We start from the raw sequence: 18,710 nt of genomic DNA on the forward strand, positions 1-18,710 counted from the left end.
ATAGGATTTTGCCCTTTTTCTCAAATTGGATGTAATCAATCTTGCCGCTACTTCGCCAATCCTGTGTGGTTCTGTCGCTGATTTTGAGCATCTCGGTCAGCTCAGCATCCGTAACATAATGTTCGCCACCAAATCGTGGAGCATGGCTCTTAGATAAATTATCTAAAACCCCCATTATGCGGTCAATAGTAGAGAGAAACCTTGTTACTCTCTCACTCTGCTGTGTGATAATCTCCGACATCGTTACTCCGCTTTTTTTAGTAGTTTCATAACATCATCGGGGCGATACATGATCACGTTACCGATTTTAGAGAAGCCGATTTTACCGCTATCACGATAATTCTGCAACTGTCGTTTCTTGATATTAAGCAAAAAACATACGTCAGTAGCATCTAACCACTTCTCTGCTCTCTTGTCGCCAGCATTGCTGCATAGCTGCTCCAGCTTTTGGGCAAGAGCCTCAAAACGTGCCATCATCAATTCAAAGGCACTCTCTTCAATATTTAAAATTCTCATTGTTTTAGTGATTTAATCGTTAATAATTTATCGAGTTAAACCACCACTAAAATCCATAACAAAATGATGCCCTTCGCTTTTTTCGCCTTATCCAAGGGCGCGCTTCAGGGCTTCGAGGGCAAATGTAGCAAATCTTTTTTGATAATAACAAATCCGGCACGCCAATGGGTTCTTATTCACTAAATTGCCCCACTTTGCTATCTTAACCAACTCAACTATCTGCACTTTCAGTGATTGCACTGCCGACTCAACAAATTTAATCCACCAACTTGGTCACTCCGCAATATAACGCAAATAAAACCGACTCGATGGAGGCAACCAAATGCAATTTGCAGCCATATCGTGAAGAGTTATCCAATTCATCTAAGTTGCTTGTATATTGGAAATTAACGCTATTACTTTGCTCTGAAAATCGTGTCGAGAGAGTAAACTCGGCACAGCAAAATAGTATTAATTTAACAAGTAAAAACGATGTCAGACAATTTAGAAAAATTCATCAAGCCCGGACAAATTTTAGATGTGCCAGAAGAAAAGAATCCTTCTTTCGCAAATGAGCGAACCCAGCAGGGTGTACCAACTTTACCTACTACACCCACCACGCAAGGCGAACAGATTAAACGTAGCTCGTCCAAGCAACGCAGAGCATCTATGGAGGAGTATCAACAAACCTATCTCACTACTCCAAAGATAGTTGACAGGCAGACTGTATTTATCAGCCGAACACTACGAGACGAAGTCGATGTAGTTGTCAGACGGTTAGGAGACAGAAAACTGAGCGTATCGGGTTTTGTAGAAAACCTTGTCCGTGCGCATCTAAGTGAATATGCCAGTGAACTCGACGGATGGAAACGAATGTAGCACACTAAATTATCGAAGATTCATAGGTTCGCCTTTCGGGGCGAACTCTATATCTTGATTAAAGATATAGGCGAGGTGTGTTTTCCGCTGCGGAAAACCTTTTGCGCAACGCAAAAGCCTCGGTCGAGAACGCTCGACACCGAATTAATTACACACTCCAAAGTCGTATGTAAAATGAATAGAATAAAGAATAAAATGGGTGGCAGACCACCAAAAACTGACCCTGCCAATAATCGCATTAGCGTCAATTTGAGCGATATTGAGTATGCGGATTTCCTTACGCTCTATGAGAAGTCAGGGGTTCACAGTATGGCATCGTTCATCAAGGCACGGATCTTTAACGAGACCTTTCGGGTGGTAAAAGTTGATGGCTCGTTGCTTGATTACACGCAACAACTATCCTCTTTTTACAACCAATACAGAGCAATTGGGGTAAATTATAACCAAACCGTTGCTACTCTCAAAAGTAAATTTGAGGAACGAAAAGCCCTTACCATGCTCTATAAATTGGAACAGCAGACGGTGGAGTTAGTTCAAATCAGCCGACAAATCTCAGCATTATCACTAAAATTTAAAGAACTATGGTTGCAAAAATCAGCGTCAGCGGATCACTCTCAGGAGCGATAAATTACAATATGAACAAGCTCAAAGCCGACACAGCCAAGATAATTCTAACCAATAAAATGCTCTGTCCACAGCAGGACGAAGTGTTCAAGGCGAATGATATGATGAAGGATTTTGAGCTCTTTATGCCCCAAAGATACCGCACCGAAAACCCTGTTTTTCACGTATCGCTCAACCCACATCCCGATGATAAACTATCAGATATAGAACTTTCAGCAATCGCTGAGGAGTATATGAAGCGTATGGGATATGGCTCTCAACCCTATGTAGTTTTCAAGCATCAGGACATAAGTCGCCATCATCTCCACATCGTTTCGGTGCGTGTGAATGAGGAAGGAAAGAAGATAAACGACAAATTTGAGAGACGTAGAAGCAAGGATATAACTCGTTCTTTGGAGCAGAAATATGGACTCCACACAGCAGAAAAGGTGCCAAAAGAGAAAAAAGCAGATCTTAAAATGGTTGATGTTAATCAGGGTAATATCAAAGAACAGGTTGAAAATGTTGTTCGTGAGGTGATGGGTAAATACCATTTCCTTACCTTTACGGAGTATAAAGCGGTGCTCACGAAGTTCAATATTGCAGCCGAGGAGGTGAAAGGTTCGCACTATGGGACCTCTTATAGTGGCATCGTTTACTCGGCAACCGACAATGACGACAACAAAGTGGGCAATCCATTCTCAGCAGCAACGCTTGGCAAATTTGCAGGAAGCGAAGCGTTGGAGAAAAAATACCTCGCCTCAAAAGAGCACATAGAAAAGAGCCGCCCAGCCGCCCCATTGAAGAGAGCCATCAACAAAGCATTCTCAGGAGCCACCACTAAAGAGCAACTCCAATACAACCTATTCCAAGACGGCATCGGTGTAGTCTACCGAGAAAACGCAGCAGGTCGTCTCTACGGTGTAACCTTCATTGACCACAACACAGGTGTAGTCCTCAACGGCTCACGCTTAGGCAAAGAGTACGCAGCAAACGCAATCGTTGATAGGATTGAAAACCCTCGCCAACATGAGCATCTAACCACCACTACACAACCTCAAAACTCAACTCAATTTACACCACAGCAACAACCCCATCCAACGCAAGAGACACAACCAATTCTCCGCACGGAACAGCACCCTGAAAGCAGTGGAATTGGTAATTCTATAGGTTCTCTCTTCGATATACCAATATTGCCCAATGGAGATGACCCAGAAGAAGAAATGTTCCGCCGACGAATGCAACGCAAAAAGAAGAAAGGAAGGCGAATGTAATGCCTTGATTTCCGCACTCAAAGCCAGTAGTTAAATAATTGTTTAGAAAGTTGATACAAGCGACTGAATTTTTCAATATCTTTGTATTACATATCTATTAAAGGTGATATAATGGAAAATATAAATCGCATAAAAGTAGTGCTTGTGGAACAAGGGAAAACAGGTAAATGGTTGGCAGAACAGTTGGGTAAAGACCCTTCTACAGTCTCAAAATGGTGTACAAATGTTATTCAGCCATCAATCCCTACACTTGAGAAAATAGCAAAACTTTTATCAGTTGACCGCAGAGAATTACTGAATAAAAGCAAGTAACTACTTATTGAACACTAAAAAATTACAGAATGACAAGTACAATACAAAGAGCCGAATTGCAGGCTAAAATATGGAAAATAGCCAACGAAGTGCGTGGTGCTGTTGATGGGTGGGATTTCAAACAGTTTGTGCTGGGTGCACTCTTCTATCGTTTTATAAGCGAAAATTTCTCTAATTATATCGAGGGAGGTGATGATAGCGTTGACTATGCTAATTTACCTGACAGCGTAATAACACCGGAGATTAAAGATGATGCAATTAAAACGAAAGGGTATTTTATCTATCCCAGTCAGCTTTTTGTAAACGTTGCAAAAAACGCCAATACAAATTCCAATCTTAATACAGACCTCAAAGCGATTTTTGACGCAATCGAGAGTTCTGCAAATGGTTATCCGTCCGAACAAGATATAAAAGGATTATTTGCTGATTTCGACACTACCAGCACACGGCTTGGTAATACGGTTGAAAATAAGAATAGCCGTTTAGCAGCGGTTTTGAAAGGCGTTGAGGATCTGAATTTCGGGGATTTCGAAGATAATCAGATAGACCTATTTGGCGATGCCTATGAATTTCTTATCTCTAATTATGCTGCCAATGCAGGAAAGTCGGGAGGTGAGTTTTTTACACCGCAACATGTTTCAAAGCTTATCGCACAGCTTGCTATGCACAAGCAGACAAGTGTTAATAAGATATATGACCCTGCCGCAGGTTCGGGTTCATTGCTTTTGCAAGCAAAAAAACACTTTGATAATCATATTATTGAAGAGGGGTTCTTTGGTCAAGAGATAAACCACACGACCTATAACCTTGCTCGTATGAATATGTTTTTGCATAACATTAACTACGACAAGTTTAATATTGCACTTGGCGATACGCTTAGAGACCCTCAATTTGGTGACGATAAGCCTTTTGATGCCATTGTCTCCAATCCGCCTTACTCGGTAAATTGGATTGGCTCGGATGACCCTACCTTGATTAACGATGACCGTTTTGCTCCTGCTGGTGTGCTTGCTCCTAAGTCAAAAGCGGATTTTGCCTTTGTGCTACACGCTTTGAGCTATCTTTCAGGTAAAGGCAGGGCGGCTATTGTCTGCTTTCCCGGTATCTTCTATCGTGGAGGTGCAGAACAGAAGATTAGAAAGTACTTGGTAGATAATAACTTTGTAGAGACCGTTATCTCACTTGCTCCGAACTTGTTCTATGGTACTTCAATCGCTGTAAATATTTTAGTTCTTGCCAAAAACAAGCGAGATACAAAAACGCAGTTTATAGATGCAAGTGGCGAAGAGTTCTTCAAGAAAGTAACTAATAACAATCTGCTTGAAGATAAACATATTGATAAAATTATGGGCATCTTCGACCGCAAAGAGGATGTAGAATATATAGCAAAATCCATAGACAACAAAATAATCGCCGAGAACGATTATAACCTTTCGGTTAGTTCTTATGTGGAAGCGAAGGATAATCGTGAAATAGTGGATATTAAGAAACTAAATGCAGAAATTTCAGAAACCGTAGCAAAGATAAACACTCTTCGAACTGATATTGATGCTATTGTAAAGGAGATTGAGGCATGAGTTATATAGATAAATTATTAGCTGGTGCTAAGGTTGAGTGGAAAGCCTTAGGGGAGGTAATTAACCTCGAGAAAGGGAAACAACTTAACAAGGAATTACTTTCCGAAAATGGACTTTATCCCGCTTATAATGGTGGCATTTCATTTTCGGGGTTTACTGATTTATATAACTACAATGAAAATACTATTATAATCAGTCAAGGGGGTGCTTCCGCAGGTTTTGTCAATTTTGTCACCACAAAGTTTTATGCGAATGCACATTGTTATGTAGTCTTACCAAACATCAATAAAATTGAAAGTAGATTCGTTTATCATTTCTTAAAGCAAAACCAAGAAAGGTTGATGACTAAACAACATGGTGCTGGTATCCCTGCATTACGTACTAATGAAATTTTAGAAATCCAGATTCCTATTCCGTGTCCTGAAAATCCTGAAAAATCGCTTGCGATTCAAAAAGAAATTGTTCGTATCTTAGATACTTTTACGGAGCTTACAGCGGAGCTTACAGCGGAGCTTACAGCTCGCAAAAAGCAGTATAACCACTATCGTGACCAGTTACTAAGTTTTGAAGTTGGTAACGTGGAGTGGAAGCCATTGTGTGAAATTATTGGAATTAACCGTGGTAGAAGACTAATTAAAAGTCAATTAGAGGAAACTGGGAAGTATGCAGTTTTCCAAAATTGTATGATTCCTCTTGGATATTACCATGAAAGCAATGTAAATGCTGATACTACATTTGTTATAAGTGCGGGTTCTGCTGGCGAAATCGGCTATAGCAGTATTAATTTTTGGGCGGCAGATGATGTTTATTATTTCACAACCCCAGAAAATTTTAAAAGTAAGTTTTTATACTATTTCCTATTAACTCAACAGCAGAAAATAGCAGGTCAAGTTCGACGCTCAAGCGTACCTCGTTTATCAAAAACAGCATTTGAAAAAATGCCTATTCCTATTCCTTCACTAGAAGAACAAGAACGTATTGTTTCTATTCTCGATAAATTCGACACTCTTACAACCTCAATAACCGAAGGTCTGCCAAAAGAGATTGAACAAAGGCAAAAACAGTATGAATACTACCGAGATATGTTACTAACATTTCCAAACGATAACATAGAGGCATAATATGGGACAGACATTAACAGAAATAGCAAAAAAACTTGAAGCAGCTAATAAAAAAGTGCAGCTAATCTACGCCTTTAATGGTACTGGTAAGACACGTTTGTCTCGTGAATTTAAAGAGTTGATAGCACCAAAAGATGCCAGCAAAGAAGAACCGGAAGAAATAGAATCAGCAGGTAAAATTATTTATTATAATGCTTTTACTGAAGATTTGTTCTATTGGGATAACGATTTAGGTGCAGATTCAGATAGGAAACTAAGAATACAACCAAATAAATTTACAGACTGGGTGCTTCGTGTTCAAGGACAAGGAAACAACATAATAACTCATTTTCAGCGTTACACAAATGATAAGCTCACTCCTCGTTTTAACGAACAGTACACCATAAAAGATAAGGATGGTAAGGATATTATTGTAAAAGCGTATTCTGAAGTTACCTTCTCTATTGAGGGTGGTAACGAGCAAAAGATTGTGAATATAAAGATTTCAAAGGGTGAAGAGAGTTGTCTAATTTGGTGTGTATTTTATAGCCTTCTTGAACAAGTGATTGAAAGTTTGAATACTCCAGAACCAGCAGAACGAGATACCGATAAATTTAATGAATTGCAATATGTTTTTATTGATGATCCTGTAAGTTCATTAGATGATAATCACTTAATCGAATTGGCTGTAAATATTGCAGATTTAATAAAATCAAGTAAGTCAGATTTGAAATTTATTATAACAACGCATAATCCATTATTTTACAATGTGCTATTTAATGAATTCAATGGAGTAAAGCGTATATTAAAAAGCAGATTTGACAAACTGGAGGATGGCACATACCTATTGGAGGAAGCTACAGATTCTCCCTTTTCATATCATCTGCTACTTTTATCTGAACTTGAAAAAGCGATAGAGTCAAACGATATGCAAAAGTATCATTTTAACTTTCTGCGCAATATATTAGAAAAAACATCGACCTTTCTCGGCTATGCAAGTTGGCGAGAACTTTTGCCAGAAGAATCACGCGAAGCATACTGTAATAGGATAATAAATCTTTATAGTCATTCCAAACACAGCGGAGAAGAGATTGCGATTGTCAGAGATGATGATAAAAGAATGTTAAGCTTCTTAGTGCGAGAGATAAAAAGAGTCTACGGCTTTAAATAAAAAGATTTACAAATAACATAATCGAGAATAAATAATGGCACAGTATAGAACCATAGCAGAATCGAAAAACTTCATAGTTCTTGATGATTATGCCAAGTACTCAATGGTCAGCGAGGCTCCTGTTGGTTATCAAACGGAGTTTGCCCTTGAACGTGAGTTTATACAGGATCTAATCAATCAAGGTTATGAAAATCCAAAGCTAAAGAGTGCTGAAGCAATGCTTGCTAACGCAAGAACACAGCTTCAGGAGCTTAACAATATGATGTTTAGTGATAGCGAATGGGCTCGTTATGTGGAAGAGTATTTGGATAAACCAAGCGACAACCTCGTTGAGAAGACAAGAAAAATACACGATAACTATATCCACGACTTTGTTTTCGACGATGGGCATATTCAAAACATCTACTTAGTGGACAAAAAGGATGTTACTCGTAATAAATTACAGGTAATATCACAATTTGAGCAAATGGGAACGCACGCCAATCGGTATGATGTTACCATATTGGTCAACGGGTTGCCATTGGTGCAAATTGAGTTAAAAAAGCGTGGCGTAGCTATCCGAGAAGCCTTTAATCAAGTGCATCGCTACACAAAAGAGAGTTTTAATAAAGAAAATTCTCTATTTAAGTACCTGCAAATCTTCGTTATCTCGAACGGAACAGATAGCCGTTATTTTGCAAATACTGTAGAGCGAAATAAAAATAGTTTCGATTTTACGATGAATTGGGCAAAAGCCGATAACTCGCTAATCAAAGATTTAAAGGATTTTACGGCTACATTCTTCCAAAAGAACACACTCCTAAATGTGTTACTCACCTACTCGGTTTTTGACACCAGCGACACGCTTCTCATCATGCGCCCATACCAAATCGCAGCGACAGAGCGTATCTTGTGGAAAATCAAAAGCTCCTTTCAAGCTAAACAGTGGTCTAAGCCCGAAGGTGGCGGATATATATGGCACACGACAGGCTCAGGAAAAACACTCACCAGCTTTAAGGCAGCAAGACTGGCGACAGAACTTGACTTTATTGATAAGGTCTTCTTTGTTGTGGATCGCAAAGACTTGGACTTTCAAACAATGAAGGAGTATCAAAGATTCTCTCCCGACAGTGTAAACGGATCAGATAGCACGGCAGGGCTAAAAAGAAATCTCGACAAGGATGATAATAAAATCATTGTCACCACCATTCAGAAGCTAAATAACTTAATGAAAAGCGAAGGTGAACTATCAATCTATCAAAAACAGGTTGTTTTCATCTTCGACGAATGCCATCGTTCTCAATTCGGGGAGGCTCAAAAGCTCTTAAGAAAGAAGTTTAAACGATACTATCAATTCGGCTTCACCGGAACGCCGATATTTCCTGAAAATGCTTTGGGAGATGAGACAACCGCAAGTGTATTTGGACGTGAATTGCATTCGTATGTCATTACCGATGCAATCAGAGATGAAAAGGTGTTAAAGTTTAAGGTTGATTACAACGATGTCCGACCTAAATTTAAAGACTTAGAATCAGAGCAAAATGAAGAAAAGCTAAGTTCGGCAGAATATAAGAAAGCGATGCTTCACCCTGCTCGTATAAAAGAGGTATCGCAATATATTTTGCAGAATTTCAGAATCAAAACCCACCGAAACCAAGGAGGAGGCAAAGGCTTTAATGCGATGTTTGCCGTAAGTAGTGTCGATGCTGCAAAATGCTATTACGAGGAGTTGAACCGTCTGCAAAAGGAGAGTGAGAAACCACTGAAGATTGCGACAATCTTCTCTTTTGCTGCCAATGAAGAGCAAAATGCAGTAGGTGAAATACCAGATGAGACCTTTGAGCCATCAGCAATGGATCTGAGTGCAAAAGAGTTCCTAACAAAGGCTATTGATGACTACAACACAATGTTTAAAACAAGTTATGGTGTTGATAGTAAAGAGTTCCAGAACTATTATCGTGACCTTGCCAAAAGAGTAAAAAGCAAAGAGGTTGACCTTATTATTGTTGTAGGTATGTTCCTCACGGGATTCGATGCTCCTACACTCAATACGCTATTTGTAGACAAAAGCCTACGTTATCATGGGCTTATGCAAGCATTCTCTCGCACCAACCGAATTTATGATGCTACTAAGACTTTTGGTAATATCGTTACTTTTAGAGATTTGGAGGCTGCCACCATTGAGGCTATTAGAACATTCGGGGATAGTAGCACAAGAAATGTAGTGCTTGAAAAAAGCTACAAAGAATATCTGGAAGGTTTTACGGATATTGTTACAGGTGAAGCACGTAGAGGTTATATAGAAGTTGTAAAGGAGCTAAACGAAAAGTTCCCAAATCCAGAAGCAATAGTCACGGAGAAAGATAAAAAGGAGTTCACAAAACTATTTGGTGAGTATTTGCGTGTGGAAAACATTCTGCAAAACTACGATGAATTTACACACCTTAAAGCAATTCAAGCAATAGATATAAACGATCCTCAAGCCATTGAAGCATTCAAAGAGGCTTATTTCGTAACAGACGAGGATATTGCCACAATGCAAGAAATTGAAATATTGCCTGACCGCACGATTCAAGATTATCGCTCTACTTATAATGATATTCGTGACTGGTTAAGACGGGAGAGAAGCGGCAAAGAAGAAGAGAAATCAAAAGTCGATTGGGATGATGTAGTCTTTGAGGTCGATCTGCTAAAATCTCAAGAGATAAACCTCGACTACATTCTCGAACTAATATTTGAGCATAATAAAAAGACCAGCGACAAAGTTGCTTTGATAGAGGAAATCCGTCGTGTTATTCGTGCCAGTATCGGAAACCGAGCCAAAGAGAGCTTAGTGGTTGATTATATCAACGAAACAGATATTGACGCTATCTGTGATAAACCAAGTATTCTGGATTCGTTCTACAGCTATGCACAAGAAAAGCTGAGAGTAGAGGCTGCACAGTTGATTGTAGATGAGAACCTAAATGAGCAAGAGGCAAAACGTTACATATCAACCTCTTTAAAGCGTGAGTATGCAAGCGAAAACGGAACGGAGCTCAATAGTATACTGCCAAAGATGAGTCCGTTAAACCCTCAATATTTAACTAAAAAGCAAAGTGTATTCCAGAAATTAGCTTCTTTTGTTGAGAAGTTTAAAGGTATAGGAGGGCAGATTTAGATATGGGTGCAATTGACGACTAAGCATAAATAAGTTTTAAGAATATATCTATTTATATGGCAAGAATTTCAGAAGAAACTATATCTCACTTATGTTTGCTCTCTTGCGAGAGAGTGGCAGAACGACTTGGTATCGAGGTGAAAAGACATAAGTCATTGTGTTTTATCCACGACGACCATCACCCAAGTTTGTCGTACTTCGGCAATAATAGGGAGAGATGGAACTGCTTTGTCTGCAATAAAGGTGGTAGCGCCATAGATCTTGTGACTGAATACTCGGAGCTTAACTTCGTGGAAGCGTGTCAGTGGTTGTGTCAGGCGTTCGGAATTCTTACTGACAATTATTTACCAATAAATATAGGTGCAAAGAGAGTCCGTATCAAAAAGAAACAACAATCAGAAGAGAACGACAAACCGTTTTCAAAAGATGTGGCTCAATGGATTTTAGACAATAATTCGCTAACAGAGAAAGGTTGGAGTTTCCTTATTGGGAATCGTCATCTCAATATTGACATAATTCAACAACTTAGTATTGTGTCAATTGAGGATTCCAAACTTTTAATTGAGATGATGGGCAAAACTTTTGATTATAGAACTATGTTGGATAGTGGTGTTGTAGCTGTAACTAATGGGAAGTTATATTTCCGCTTTTTCACACCTTGTTTGATATTTCCTTATTACGATAAAAGCAATACCTTGATTGGAATGCAATCACGATATATAGGTCAAGATGAGAATGCTCCTCGTTTTCAGTTTATATCAGCGCAGAGAACAAGGTTATTTAATTTGCCCATCTTGAATACGATGAAATATGGCGATGATTTATACATAAGTGAAGGGATAACCGACTGCTTGGCATTGCTTTCGGCTGGAAAGAAAGCAGTCGCAATACCGAGTGCAACGATACTTCCACAGCTTGATTTGATCAAGTTGAAAACTTACAAATTACACATGTATCCTGATAGGGATAATGCGGGGAAACAAGCGTATTTTAACCTCAAAAGATTTTTTGTCAATCACTATGCAATGCTCAAAGCTGAACCTCTACCCGATGGAGTGAAGGATTACAGTGAATATTATATAAAGATGTATGAAAAACAATAATATTAAGACAAAAAAAGCACACGAGCCAGTGTTGTACACACGAGCTGAATTATTTGAAGACATACAGACTGCTTTGGAAAAAGCGGTTGAAGATACTCAAGAAGGTGAGAGGGCTTGTCGTGACTTTAATCACAAATTGAAAGTATTTCAGTCTATTTTTTTCATGAAACTTCCACCATATAACTTCGATAAAGATAATATGGAAGAAATAAAAGAAGCAATTGAACTCTGTGTGGACGGAAATGAGCTTCTGTTTGGTTACACGTTCTTTTTGTCATCAAATAAAAATTTCGATTACTCATGGAGCTACCTACGTAAGCAAATGGACAAATATGTAGATTTCTTCTTCGAGACATACAGATTCATGAGTTACGCTCTTGATGACATAAATTCTATGAGAGCCGATCTCTGCGGAAACAAGGATTTACATATTGAGCTAAATGAGTTGTTTGACGTGACATTTATCGATGACAAGCCGTTTATAAAAACTATTGTACACTGGGAGAACTTCTCTCAAATCAACAAAGTCAAAAATGGATACTATCTATCCGTCAAAATCGACGAAACTACTCTGTTGACATGTCACCGCAAATATAGCAACAAACTAAATCCGTTCCATGATAGAGTTAAGCAAATTTTAGCTGCAGGGGGCGAACAAAAGGATAAAGCATAGATTATGATGCAAGAAATGACTAAATCTAAATTGTATAAGAAAATTCTTAATAGCCAGAATGTTTTCAATTCAATATTCTGTATGGAGTCGTACGTCTTTGAAAAGGGTTTGCTAGATACTGAAAAACGGGTTGAACTCTGCAATGAATTTGGCGAAGTAATTGACGTAATAGCCCAAAATGATTTGGAATTATACTACGCACTCGCAGATAAACATAATGTTGAGTTGATAGAAAAGGTAATAAAAGTTTGCCAACAGAAACTTCAATGGATTTTTTCGCACAACAACAACCTATTTGAGGCTAAAGTATATTTCAAGCTAAAGAATTATGACGACGAGAAGTTAAAATTTCGTCCACTACATACAGCTAGACTAACTGATCTAATCTGTATGGTTAGCATTCTGAACATCTTGATGTATGAGGACAACTACGAAGAAGGCAAGAGAAAATTGTCAGACTTATCGAAGCTTGTACCTCACAATTTTTATGGGAACATACCAAGCACAGATGTGCAGTTCCTATTCCATAAGTGGCAAACAAAGTATAAAGAATACACAGAAAATGTGATTGACCATTGCCGATCATATCAGAACAATCATAATTATTTAACAGAGGTGTCTTTGGATATCAAAAACTTTTTTCCATCCATCCCATTAAAATTGCTATATAGCTATATCATAGAGAAGCTTTCCCTAAGTTATAAGGATGACTTAGATACCTTAAAAAAAGCCGTCTCAAAATTACTGTTCTTTAAATTAGAGGAAGACAACATTGAACCGTGGAAAGACTGCTACTATCCAAAAGATTTTGAAACAGCAGCTGGCAATCTGTACATGAATTGTGGTATTCCGCAAGGATTGCCTCAGTCTTACTTCTTTGGTAATCTCTGCATGATAGAAGTCAAGAATTTACTTATGAAAGATGAATGCTTCAAAGGTGATGCTTACTTCTATGTTGATGATTCGGTTATTTATGTTCAAGCAGAGTTGGATGGAAAATCATTCAAAGAAAGAATAGGTGTACTTAATGCAGACCTTTCTAAATGGTGTCACAAGGCAGAATTGGATAAGAGCGATATAGGAGATTTCGTTCCGCAGGAATATTTGAATTTTCACACAAGACTGAAGTATCAGATTAAGTTTCACGAGGAAGGGAAAAGCGTATTTGCGCCTATTGACACTACTGATAATCAATTTGGTCCGATTTTGAATCTAACCAGAGAGACATCTATGTCCTCCGAACTCTCATGGAATTTGGATGAAATAGACGATCAAATATCTCTCGGAAAGTTAAAAGCTCTTGATGAAGTAATTTCTCGCGAAATAGAAAAAGAAGAAGCTGGTATTGAATCTAAGTGCATGGAAACTTCAAGATTGAAACTTCTTCGCAGATTTAAGAAATTTTTCCTTTATCGTAATCGGTTATTAAAAATCAGAGATGAAGGTGGACCAAATGAAGCTTTACTTCATGATTTTCGAAAACGTTTCTTGGATGATGTAAATAATCTTACAGATTGGTTTAAGCAAAACAATGAGGATATATTCCAATCTGAATATAGATTGCTTATACAAAAAGAATCTAAAGCTAAAGCTAAAGAGTTAAGTAAACTCATAGAAGAATTCGAGAAAACTGCATTAAAGCTTGGTGGAAAAGAAGATAAAAAAAGATATAAGAATCTTTTTTTTGCTAAAGATGCGAGCTGTGCTGTGATGATGAAATCACTATCTCGAAATACTTATTCCTCACTCATTCGTTGGTCTAAAGAGAATTTTAGTGGGCTTAAAAGCATTAATTCTGAAATGCAGATGGAGAAATTTCGCGCATTCATGAAAGAACAATTATCTTATACATCAATGCATAAGATGAAGAATGAGGGATATGAAGAGAAAGACTTTACAAAGTTCGTGATGAAATCATCTTCAGAATACCAAAGACGAATCTTGAATGTTTATTTCTCGGAAATCATAGAAGTTACTCCTTCTGATGCTTTGATATTCACAAAGACTAATTCCCGTAGATTCTGCTATACTGAAGTTCGAATACTGGCATACCTAAGAAATAAGGATTTTAATATAGAGCAGTTCGGAGAGTTCGTTGAACATATTAGAGAGAAAGATATTTCAAACTGCATGGGAATTGATATGGGATTGCTCGATGTGTTAAACAGATTCATCAATCATGTTCGCAAGCCTGAATGGGTAGATTCTTTGATTCTCACTCATCGACTGACAAAAGGTTTGTGGTATAACGGTTCTAAATTCTTGAATTCATATACTCTCCACAATGAGGAACATGCAGTAACTCTCATTAATAAGTCATTAGAGTTAACAAATAGAATAGACTATTTCGTATTAAAAGATATAGATTACTATATCTTATTTTTAGCTTGTTATTTACATGATATTAGTATGGTGATTCATCCAGATCTTGGTCAGATGAGTTCCGCCGAAGGTAAGAATATGGCTATCATATCTGACCTTATGATGAGAATGCAGGCTGAGTTGGAAACTTTTAATAAAATAGAACCCAAAGATCGTAAGAATGCTCGATTGAAGAATGCAGGCAAGTTCTTAGTGTCTATTTTCAATGAGATATATGGCTACTTTGAGGGAGAGGTAAGAGACCATCATGCTATGGATAGTGCAAAGTTCATCCGCGAAAGGTCTAATACATTGCTCTGTCACCTTGAACCGACATTACTATCATTCGTAGCGAAGGTTTCAGAAAGTCATGGCTATGATGTGTATGATGTATATGGTTTGAAATCAAGGGCAAAAGACGATACTGTCAGCTTGAAATATCTAATGATACTTATCCGCTTGTCAGACCTTCTCGATGTAGCAAACGACAGGGTGAATTATCATCTTCTACGGCAGAATCTGAAGCACTTATCGTTAACTTCAAAGTTTCATTGGATTTCACACCTCGTAACAGATAGGATTGTGTTGAATACAATTTATAATGTAGATAGAGATATGGGAAAGGGGTTGGATGAGAAACCCATTTCTGAAAATATAAATCTTGATCTGTATTTGAATGTTAAACAACTAACTTCTGCAACCAAGAAAAATGTTTGTAAAAGTTGCCAATGCAATATGGGAGATGACTGCATCAGCATAGAAATAAAAAACGGCAGCAAGCCGAGAGTGGAGTGCAATCAAGATTCGTGCGCAATTCTTTGTAAATGGATGATGAAGAAACATGAATGGCTCATTCCGGAGCTCATCGCTTTGAACGACTATCTATTCTCTGTAAACAACTCGCTTATGAAGACAAAAATTAACTTCAACATACACTATCACGGTGACATGGGGTTAGATCCTGATATGTTTGACTATATACAGGAGTATTTGGAAGTGCAGTAGAATTATAAGGTTTAGCTTGTAATGTACACCTTGAAATGGAACAAGTTATTAGAGAGAAATAATCACTTTGCTCAATGCTAAATCAATACACAAGAGTATTGAGGATAAAAAAGAAACCGAGTAAATCAAATATATGGGTGGATTTCTTGTAAATTCATCCATTTTACTTATCTTTGTTCTCACGAGCAAGGAACGCTATAAGCAGCAAATCTGCGATGCAACCAAAAGCAGTAAGTAGAATATACCACGTTGCAAATCCGTTAGCACCTCACCCTAAGCTATATTGTAAATATCTGAATTACAAAAACATATAACGTTTCCTGTTATATGCAATCAGAATCCGAACTCATTATCAAGAGTATATGACGAGAATTCCGCAACATTTGAAAATGATATTGATGCGAAAAAAGGAAAAAGGGATGTAGCACTCTATGTAACTACTGCCAACCTAACCCATGACCTGACACGTGAATCCATCCCTTTCAACAAGAAAAACAATCAAACTCCTGCAACCATCGTGTTAAATCCTGCCGTCCGTTATCAGGAGATGGACGGATTCGGAGCAGCCATTACTGGGTCTACCTGCTACAATCTGCTAATGATGAAACCAGAAGACCGTCGCGCCTTCCTTACAGAGACATTCTCCAGTAAAAAAGGATTCGGATTTAGTTATATCCGTGTTTCTATCGGTTGTTCCGACTTCTCACTGAGTGAATATACCTGCTGTGACCAGAAAGGAATGGAAAATTTCGCTCTGCAGAGCGAAGAAACCGACTATATAATTCCTGTTTTAAAAGAGATACTGACAATCAATCCATCAATCAAGATTATGGCAGCTCCCTGGACCTGCCCCAAATGGATGAAAGTAAAAAGTCTGAATACCCTTGTACCTCTGGATTCATGGACGGATGGACAACTGAATCCGATCTATTACAAAGACTATGCCACCTATTTCGTAAAATGGATACAAGCATTTAATGCTGAAGGGATTGAGATCTATGCCGTCACTCCACAAAATGAACCACTAAACCGTAAAAATTCTGCCTCACTCTATATGGGATGGGAAGAACAGAGAGATTTCATTAAGACGGCACTAGGTCCTCAAATGAAAGCTGCAGGACTCACAACCCGGATTTATACATTCGACCATAATTATAATTACGATAATATAGAATCTCAAAAGGATTATCCTTGTAAAATTTACGAGGATACAAATGCTTCCCAATACATTGCAGGATCGGCCTTTCACAACTATGGTGGTGACCGAAAGGAGTTATTGAATGTGCATAATGCCCATCCTGATAAGGAACTTCTGTTTACCGAAACTTCTATCGGTACGTGGAACAGTGGGCGCGACCTACCCATGCGTTTGATGGACGATATGAGAGAAGTGGCATTGGGCACTGTAAACAACTGGTGCAAAAGTGTCATCGTATGGAACTTGATGCTTGATAATGATCGCGGACCTAACCGTGAAGGAGGATGTCAAACGTGTTATGGCGCAGTAGATATCAATAACAGTGACTACAAGACGATTATCCGTAATTCTCATTATTATATCATCGCTCATCTTTCGACAGTAGTAAAACCTGGAGCCTACCGTATCGGTGCATTGGGACAAATCGAGAAAGACATCATATATTCAGCTTTTGAGAATGTGGATGGAACCTATGCTTTGGTATTGCTCAACAGAAATGAAAAAGCACAGGCAATCACCGTCAGCGACGGTCATCATCAGTTTACGCACGATGTTCCGGGAAAATCAGTTATTTCTTATTGCTGGGCGAAATAAATAAACTATAACTGTATTCTAAGCTAAAAAATAAATCATGTCTTTCTAACCACTTTGAAATAGATTTATCGGATAAACAGTGACAAGTTATAGAAAATCTTTTAGATGGTAAAGAACGTAACCGTAAACATTCTCTCCGTTCTATTTTTAATGCGATCTTTTATTGGGTAAAGACCGTCTGTCAATGGCAAATACTTCCTTCAGATCTCACCCCACGTAACACCGCTTACTATTATAATTGTAAATGGAAAAACAATGGATTTATATCTTTGCATCACTAATTTGAAGCAAGTCACAATAAGGATTATTCCGTTGTGAAAACATTTAAGGTGGGACATTTGTCTCGCCTTTTCTATTTAGTGATCAATCGAACCCTTTCTTCTTTGAGATAATTATTAATGTGTCTGGGAAAGCCACTTAATCAAAAAAGACCGCTGCACTCTGGGGGAGGAGAAATGCAACGGTCAGGAAAGAGGGGGGAGATAATTCGGTTTGTTGTCGTGACAGTGAATTAGGTTTGCAGAATCTGCTTATCATCGAGATTCCCATGTATATTCATCTTCATTCATATAGCGATATAAGCACCAAGGAAACGTTTCATCACATAGCTTTGCTTCTTTAATCTATGTAGATAGGCACAGCTATGTGAAACTTTAACGATGGGATAACTTAAATGATGTTCTATAAAAATGGCTCGCACAATCAGAACCAATTGTTCGTTTCGTTCTACTGAAATATATGAGCGAAGTGCGTCTGCACAAAGTTCATCCCTCAACCGCACAAGATATTGAAATACTCGTTTGCCTTGCTGCAAGCTAATGTATAATTTATAGCATTGTGGTTTGCCGGAAATTTTACGGAGGCAAAAACTTTCAATTGTATAAACTTTAGCCATATAACGCAACGTTGTGTAGCGGGAAAAAATGAACGGTCCCTACTAACCCGCCGCTTTACAATCCTAACGAGTAGTGATCAGTGGACGCATTAACGTTCCACGCGGGGATAGGAACCGTTTTTATCTAAAGGTCCCATCTACGAGTGCGACAACGCACACTCGTAGGGCCTTAAACGGCAGCGTTATCACTACACGTCATCAGAATTGTAAAGCACTACAAAGATGCAAATTATTTTCATACAACGTATACAAAAACGGATTTTTTTTCACAAAACAAAACATAAAGTGAAATGTTCGTTCTATAAATCTTTTATATTAGTATAAGGTATAA

At 38.2% G+C, this 18,710-nt stretch carries 16 protein-coding genes; 13 read left to right on the forward strand and 3 right to left on the reverse strand.

Going from position 1 to position 18,710, the window contains the following annotated elements:
* Window positions 1–241: DNA-binding protein (locus PHO71_RS19035; RefSeq protein WP_300206372.1), on the reverse strand; the 241-nt coding region annotated here is incomplete at its 3' end.
* A gap of 2 nt (window positions 242–243) precedes the next feature.
* Window positions 244–516: a helix-turn-helix domain-containing protein gene (locus PHO71_RS19040; RefSeq protein WP_300206374.1), complete on the reverse strand. Its 273-nt coding sequence runs from the start codon at window positions 514–516 to the stop codon at window positions 244–246.
* Between the two features lie 471 nt (window positions 517–987).
* On the opposite strand from PHO71_RS19040, the gene PHO71_RS19045 reads away from it, so the two are divergent.
* The 13 genes from PHO71_RS19045 (at window position 988) to PHO71_RS19105 (ending at window position 17,765) form a co-directional block, all read left to right on the forward strand.
* Window positions 988–1,374 carry a DUF3408 domain-containing protein gene (locus tag PHO71_RS19045; protein ID WP_300206376.1) on the forward strand — a complete coding sequence of 129 codons (387 nt, stop codon included), beginning with the start codon at window positions 988–990 and terminating at the stop codon, window positions 1,372–1,374.
* Window positions 1,375–1,548: 174 nt separating this feature from the next.
* Entirely contained in the window at window positions 1,549–2,001 is a 453-nt protein-coding gene (mobA, locus tag PHO71_RS19050; protein ID WP_300206378.1) for a conjugal transfer protein MobA, read from the forward strand.
* An 8-nt stretch (window positions 2,002–2,009) separates the two neighbouring features.
* Window positions 2,010–3,251, forward strand: a complete 1,242-nt coding sequence (mobB, locus tag PHO71_RS19055) for a conjugal transfer protein MobB (protein ID WP_300206380.1) — start codon at window positions 2,010–2,012, stop codon at window positions 3,249–3,251.
* Between the two features lie 111 nt (window positions 3,252–3,362).
* Entirely contained in the window at window positions 3,363–3,563 is a 201-nt protein-coding gene (locus tag PHO71_RS19060; protein WP_300206382.1) for a helix-turn-helix transcriptional regulator, read from the forward strand.
* Window positions 3,564–3,592: 29 nt separating this feature from the next.
* Entirely contained in the window at window positions 3,593–5,140 is a 1,548-nt protein-coding gene (locus PHO71_RS19065; RefSeq protein ID WP_300206384.1) for a type I restriction-modification system subunit M, read from the forward strand.
* Window positions 5,137–6,261, forward strand: coding sequence for a restriction endonuclease subunit S (locus tag PHO71_RS19070; RefSeq protein ID WP_300206386.1), 1,125 nt, complete (start codon window positions 5,137–5,139; stop codon window positions 6,259–6,261). Before PHO71_RS19065 ends, PHO71_RS19070 begins: the two co-directional genes overlap by 4 nt.
* Window position 6,262: 1 nt before the next feature.
* Window positions 6,263–7,411, forward strand: a complete 1,149-nt coding sequence (locus tag PHO71_RS19075) for an AAA family ATPase (RefSeq protein WP_300206388.1) — start codon at window positions 6,263–6,265, stop codon at window positions 7,409–7,411.
* Window positions 7,412–7,445: 34 nt separating this feature from the next.
* Window positions 7,446–10,550: a type I restriction endonuclease subunit R gene (locus PHO71_RS19080; protein ID WP_300206390.1), complete on the forward strand. Its 3,105-nt coding sequence runs from the start codon at window positions 7,446–7,448 to the stop codon at window positions 10,548–10,550.
* A gap of 56 nt (window positions 10,551–10,606) precedes the next feature.
* Window positions 10,607–11,653 carry a CHC2 zinc finger domain-containing protein gene (locus PHO71_RS19085; protein ID WP_300206391.1) on the forward strand — a complete coding sequence of 349 codons (1,047 nt, stop codon included), beginning with the start codon at window positions 10,607–10,609 and terminating at the stop codon, window positions 11,651–11,653.
* Window positions 11,640–12,326, forward strand: a complete 687-nt coding sequence (locus PHO71_RS19090) for a hypothetical protein (RefSeq protein ID WP_300206393.1) — start codon at window positions 11,640–11,642, stop codon at window positions 12,324–12,326. The genes PHO71_RS19085 and PHO71_RS19090 overlap by 14 nt, the downstream gene beginning before the upstream one ends.
* 3 nt (window positions 12,327–12,329) lie before the next feature.
* Window positions 12,330–15,692, forward strand: a complete 3,363-nt coding sequence (locus PHO71_RS19095; RefSeq protein WP_300206395.1) for a reverse transcriptase domain-containing protein — start codon at window positions 12,330–12,332, stop codon at window positions 15,690–15,692.
* A gap of 394 nt (window positions 15,693–16,086) precedes the next feature.
* Window positions 16,087–17,484, forward strand: coding sequence for a glycoside hydrolase family 30 beta sandwich domain-containing protein (locus tag PHO71_RS19100; RefSeq protein ID WP_300206452.1), 1,398 nt, complete (start codon window positions 16,087–16,089; stop codon window positions 17,482–17,484).
* A gap of 89 nt (window positions 17,485–17,573) precedes the next feature.
* On the forward strand, window positions 17,574–17,765 hold the full coding sequence (locus tag PHO71_RS19105; RefSeq protein ID WP_300206453.1) for a transposase: 192 nt from the start codon (window positions 17,574–17,576) through the stop codon (window positions 17,763–17,765).
* Between the two features lie 284 nt (window positions 17,766–18,049).
* Here PHO71_RS19105 and PHO71_RS19110 read toward each other — a convergent pair whose 3' ends face one another.
* Complete coding sequence (locus PHO71_RS19110; RefSeq protein ID WP_300206397.1) at window positions 18,050–18,379, reverse strand: hypothetical protein; 330 nt, start codon at window positions 18,377–18,379, stop codon at window positions 18,050–18,052.
* Between the last annotated feature and the right edge of the window lie 331 nt (window positions 18,380–18,710).

The sequence above is a fragment of the Bacteroides sp. genome, from assembly GCF_028690125.1.
Classification (GTDB): Bacteria; Bacteroidota; Bacteroidia; order Bacteroidales; family Bacteroidaceae; genus Bacteroides.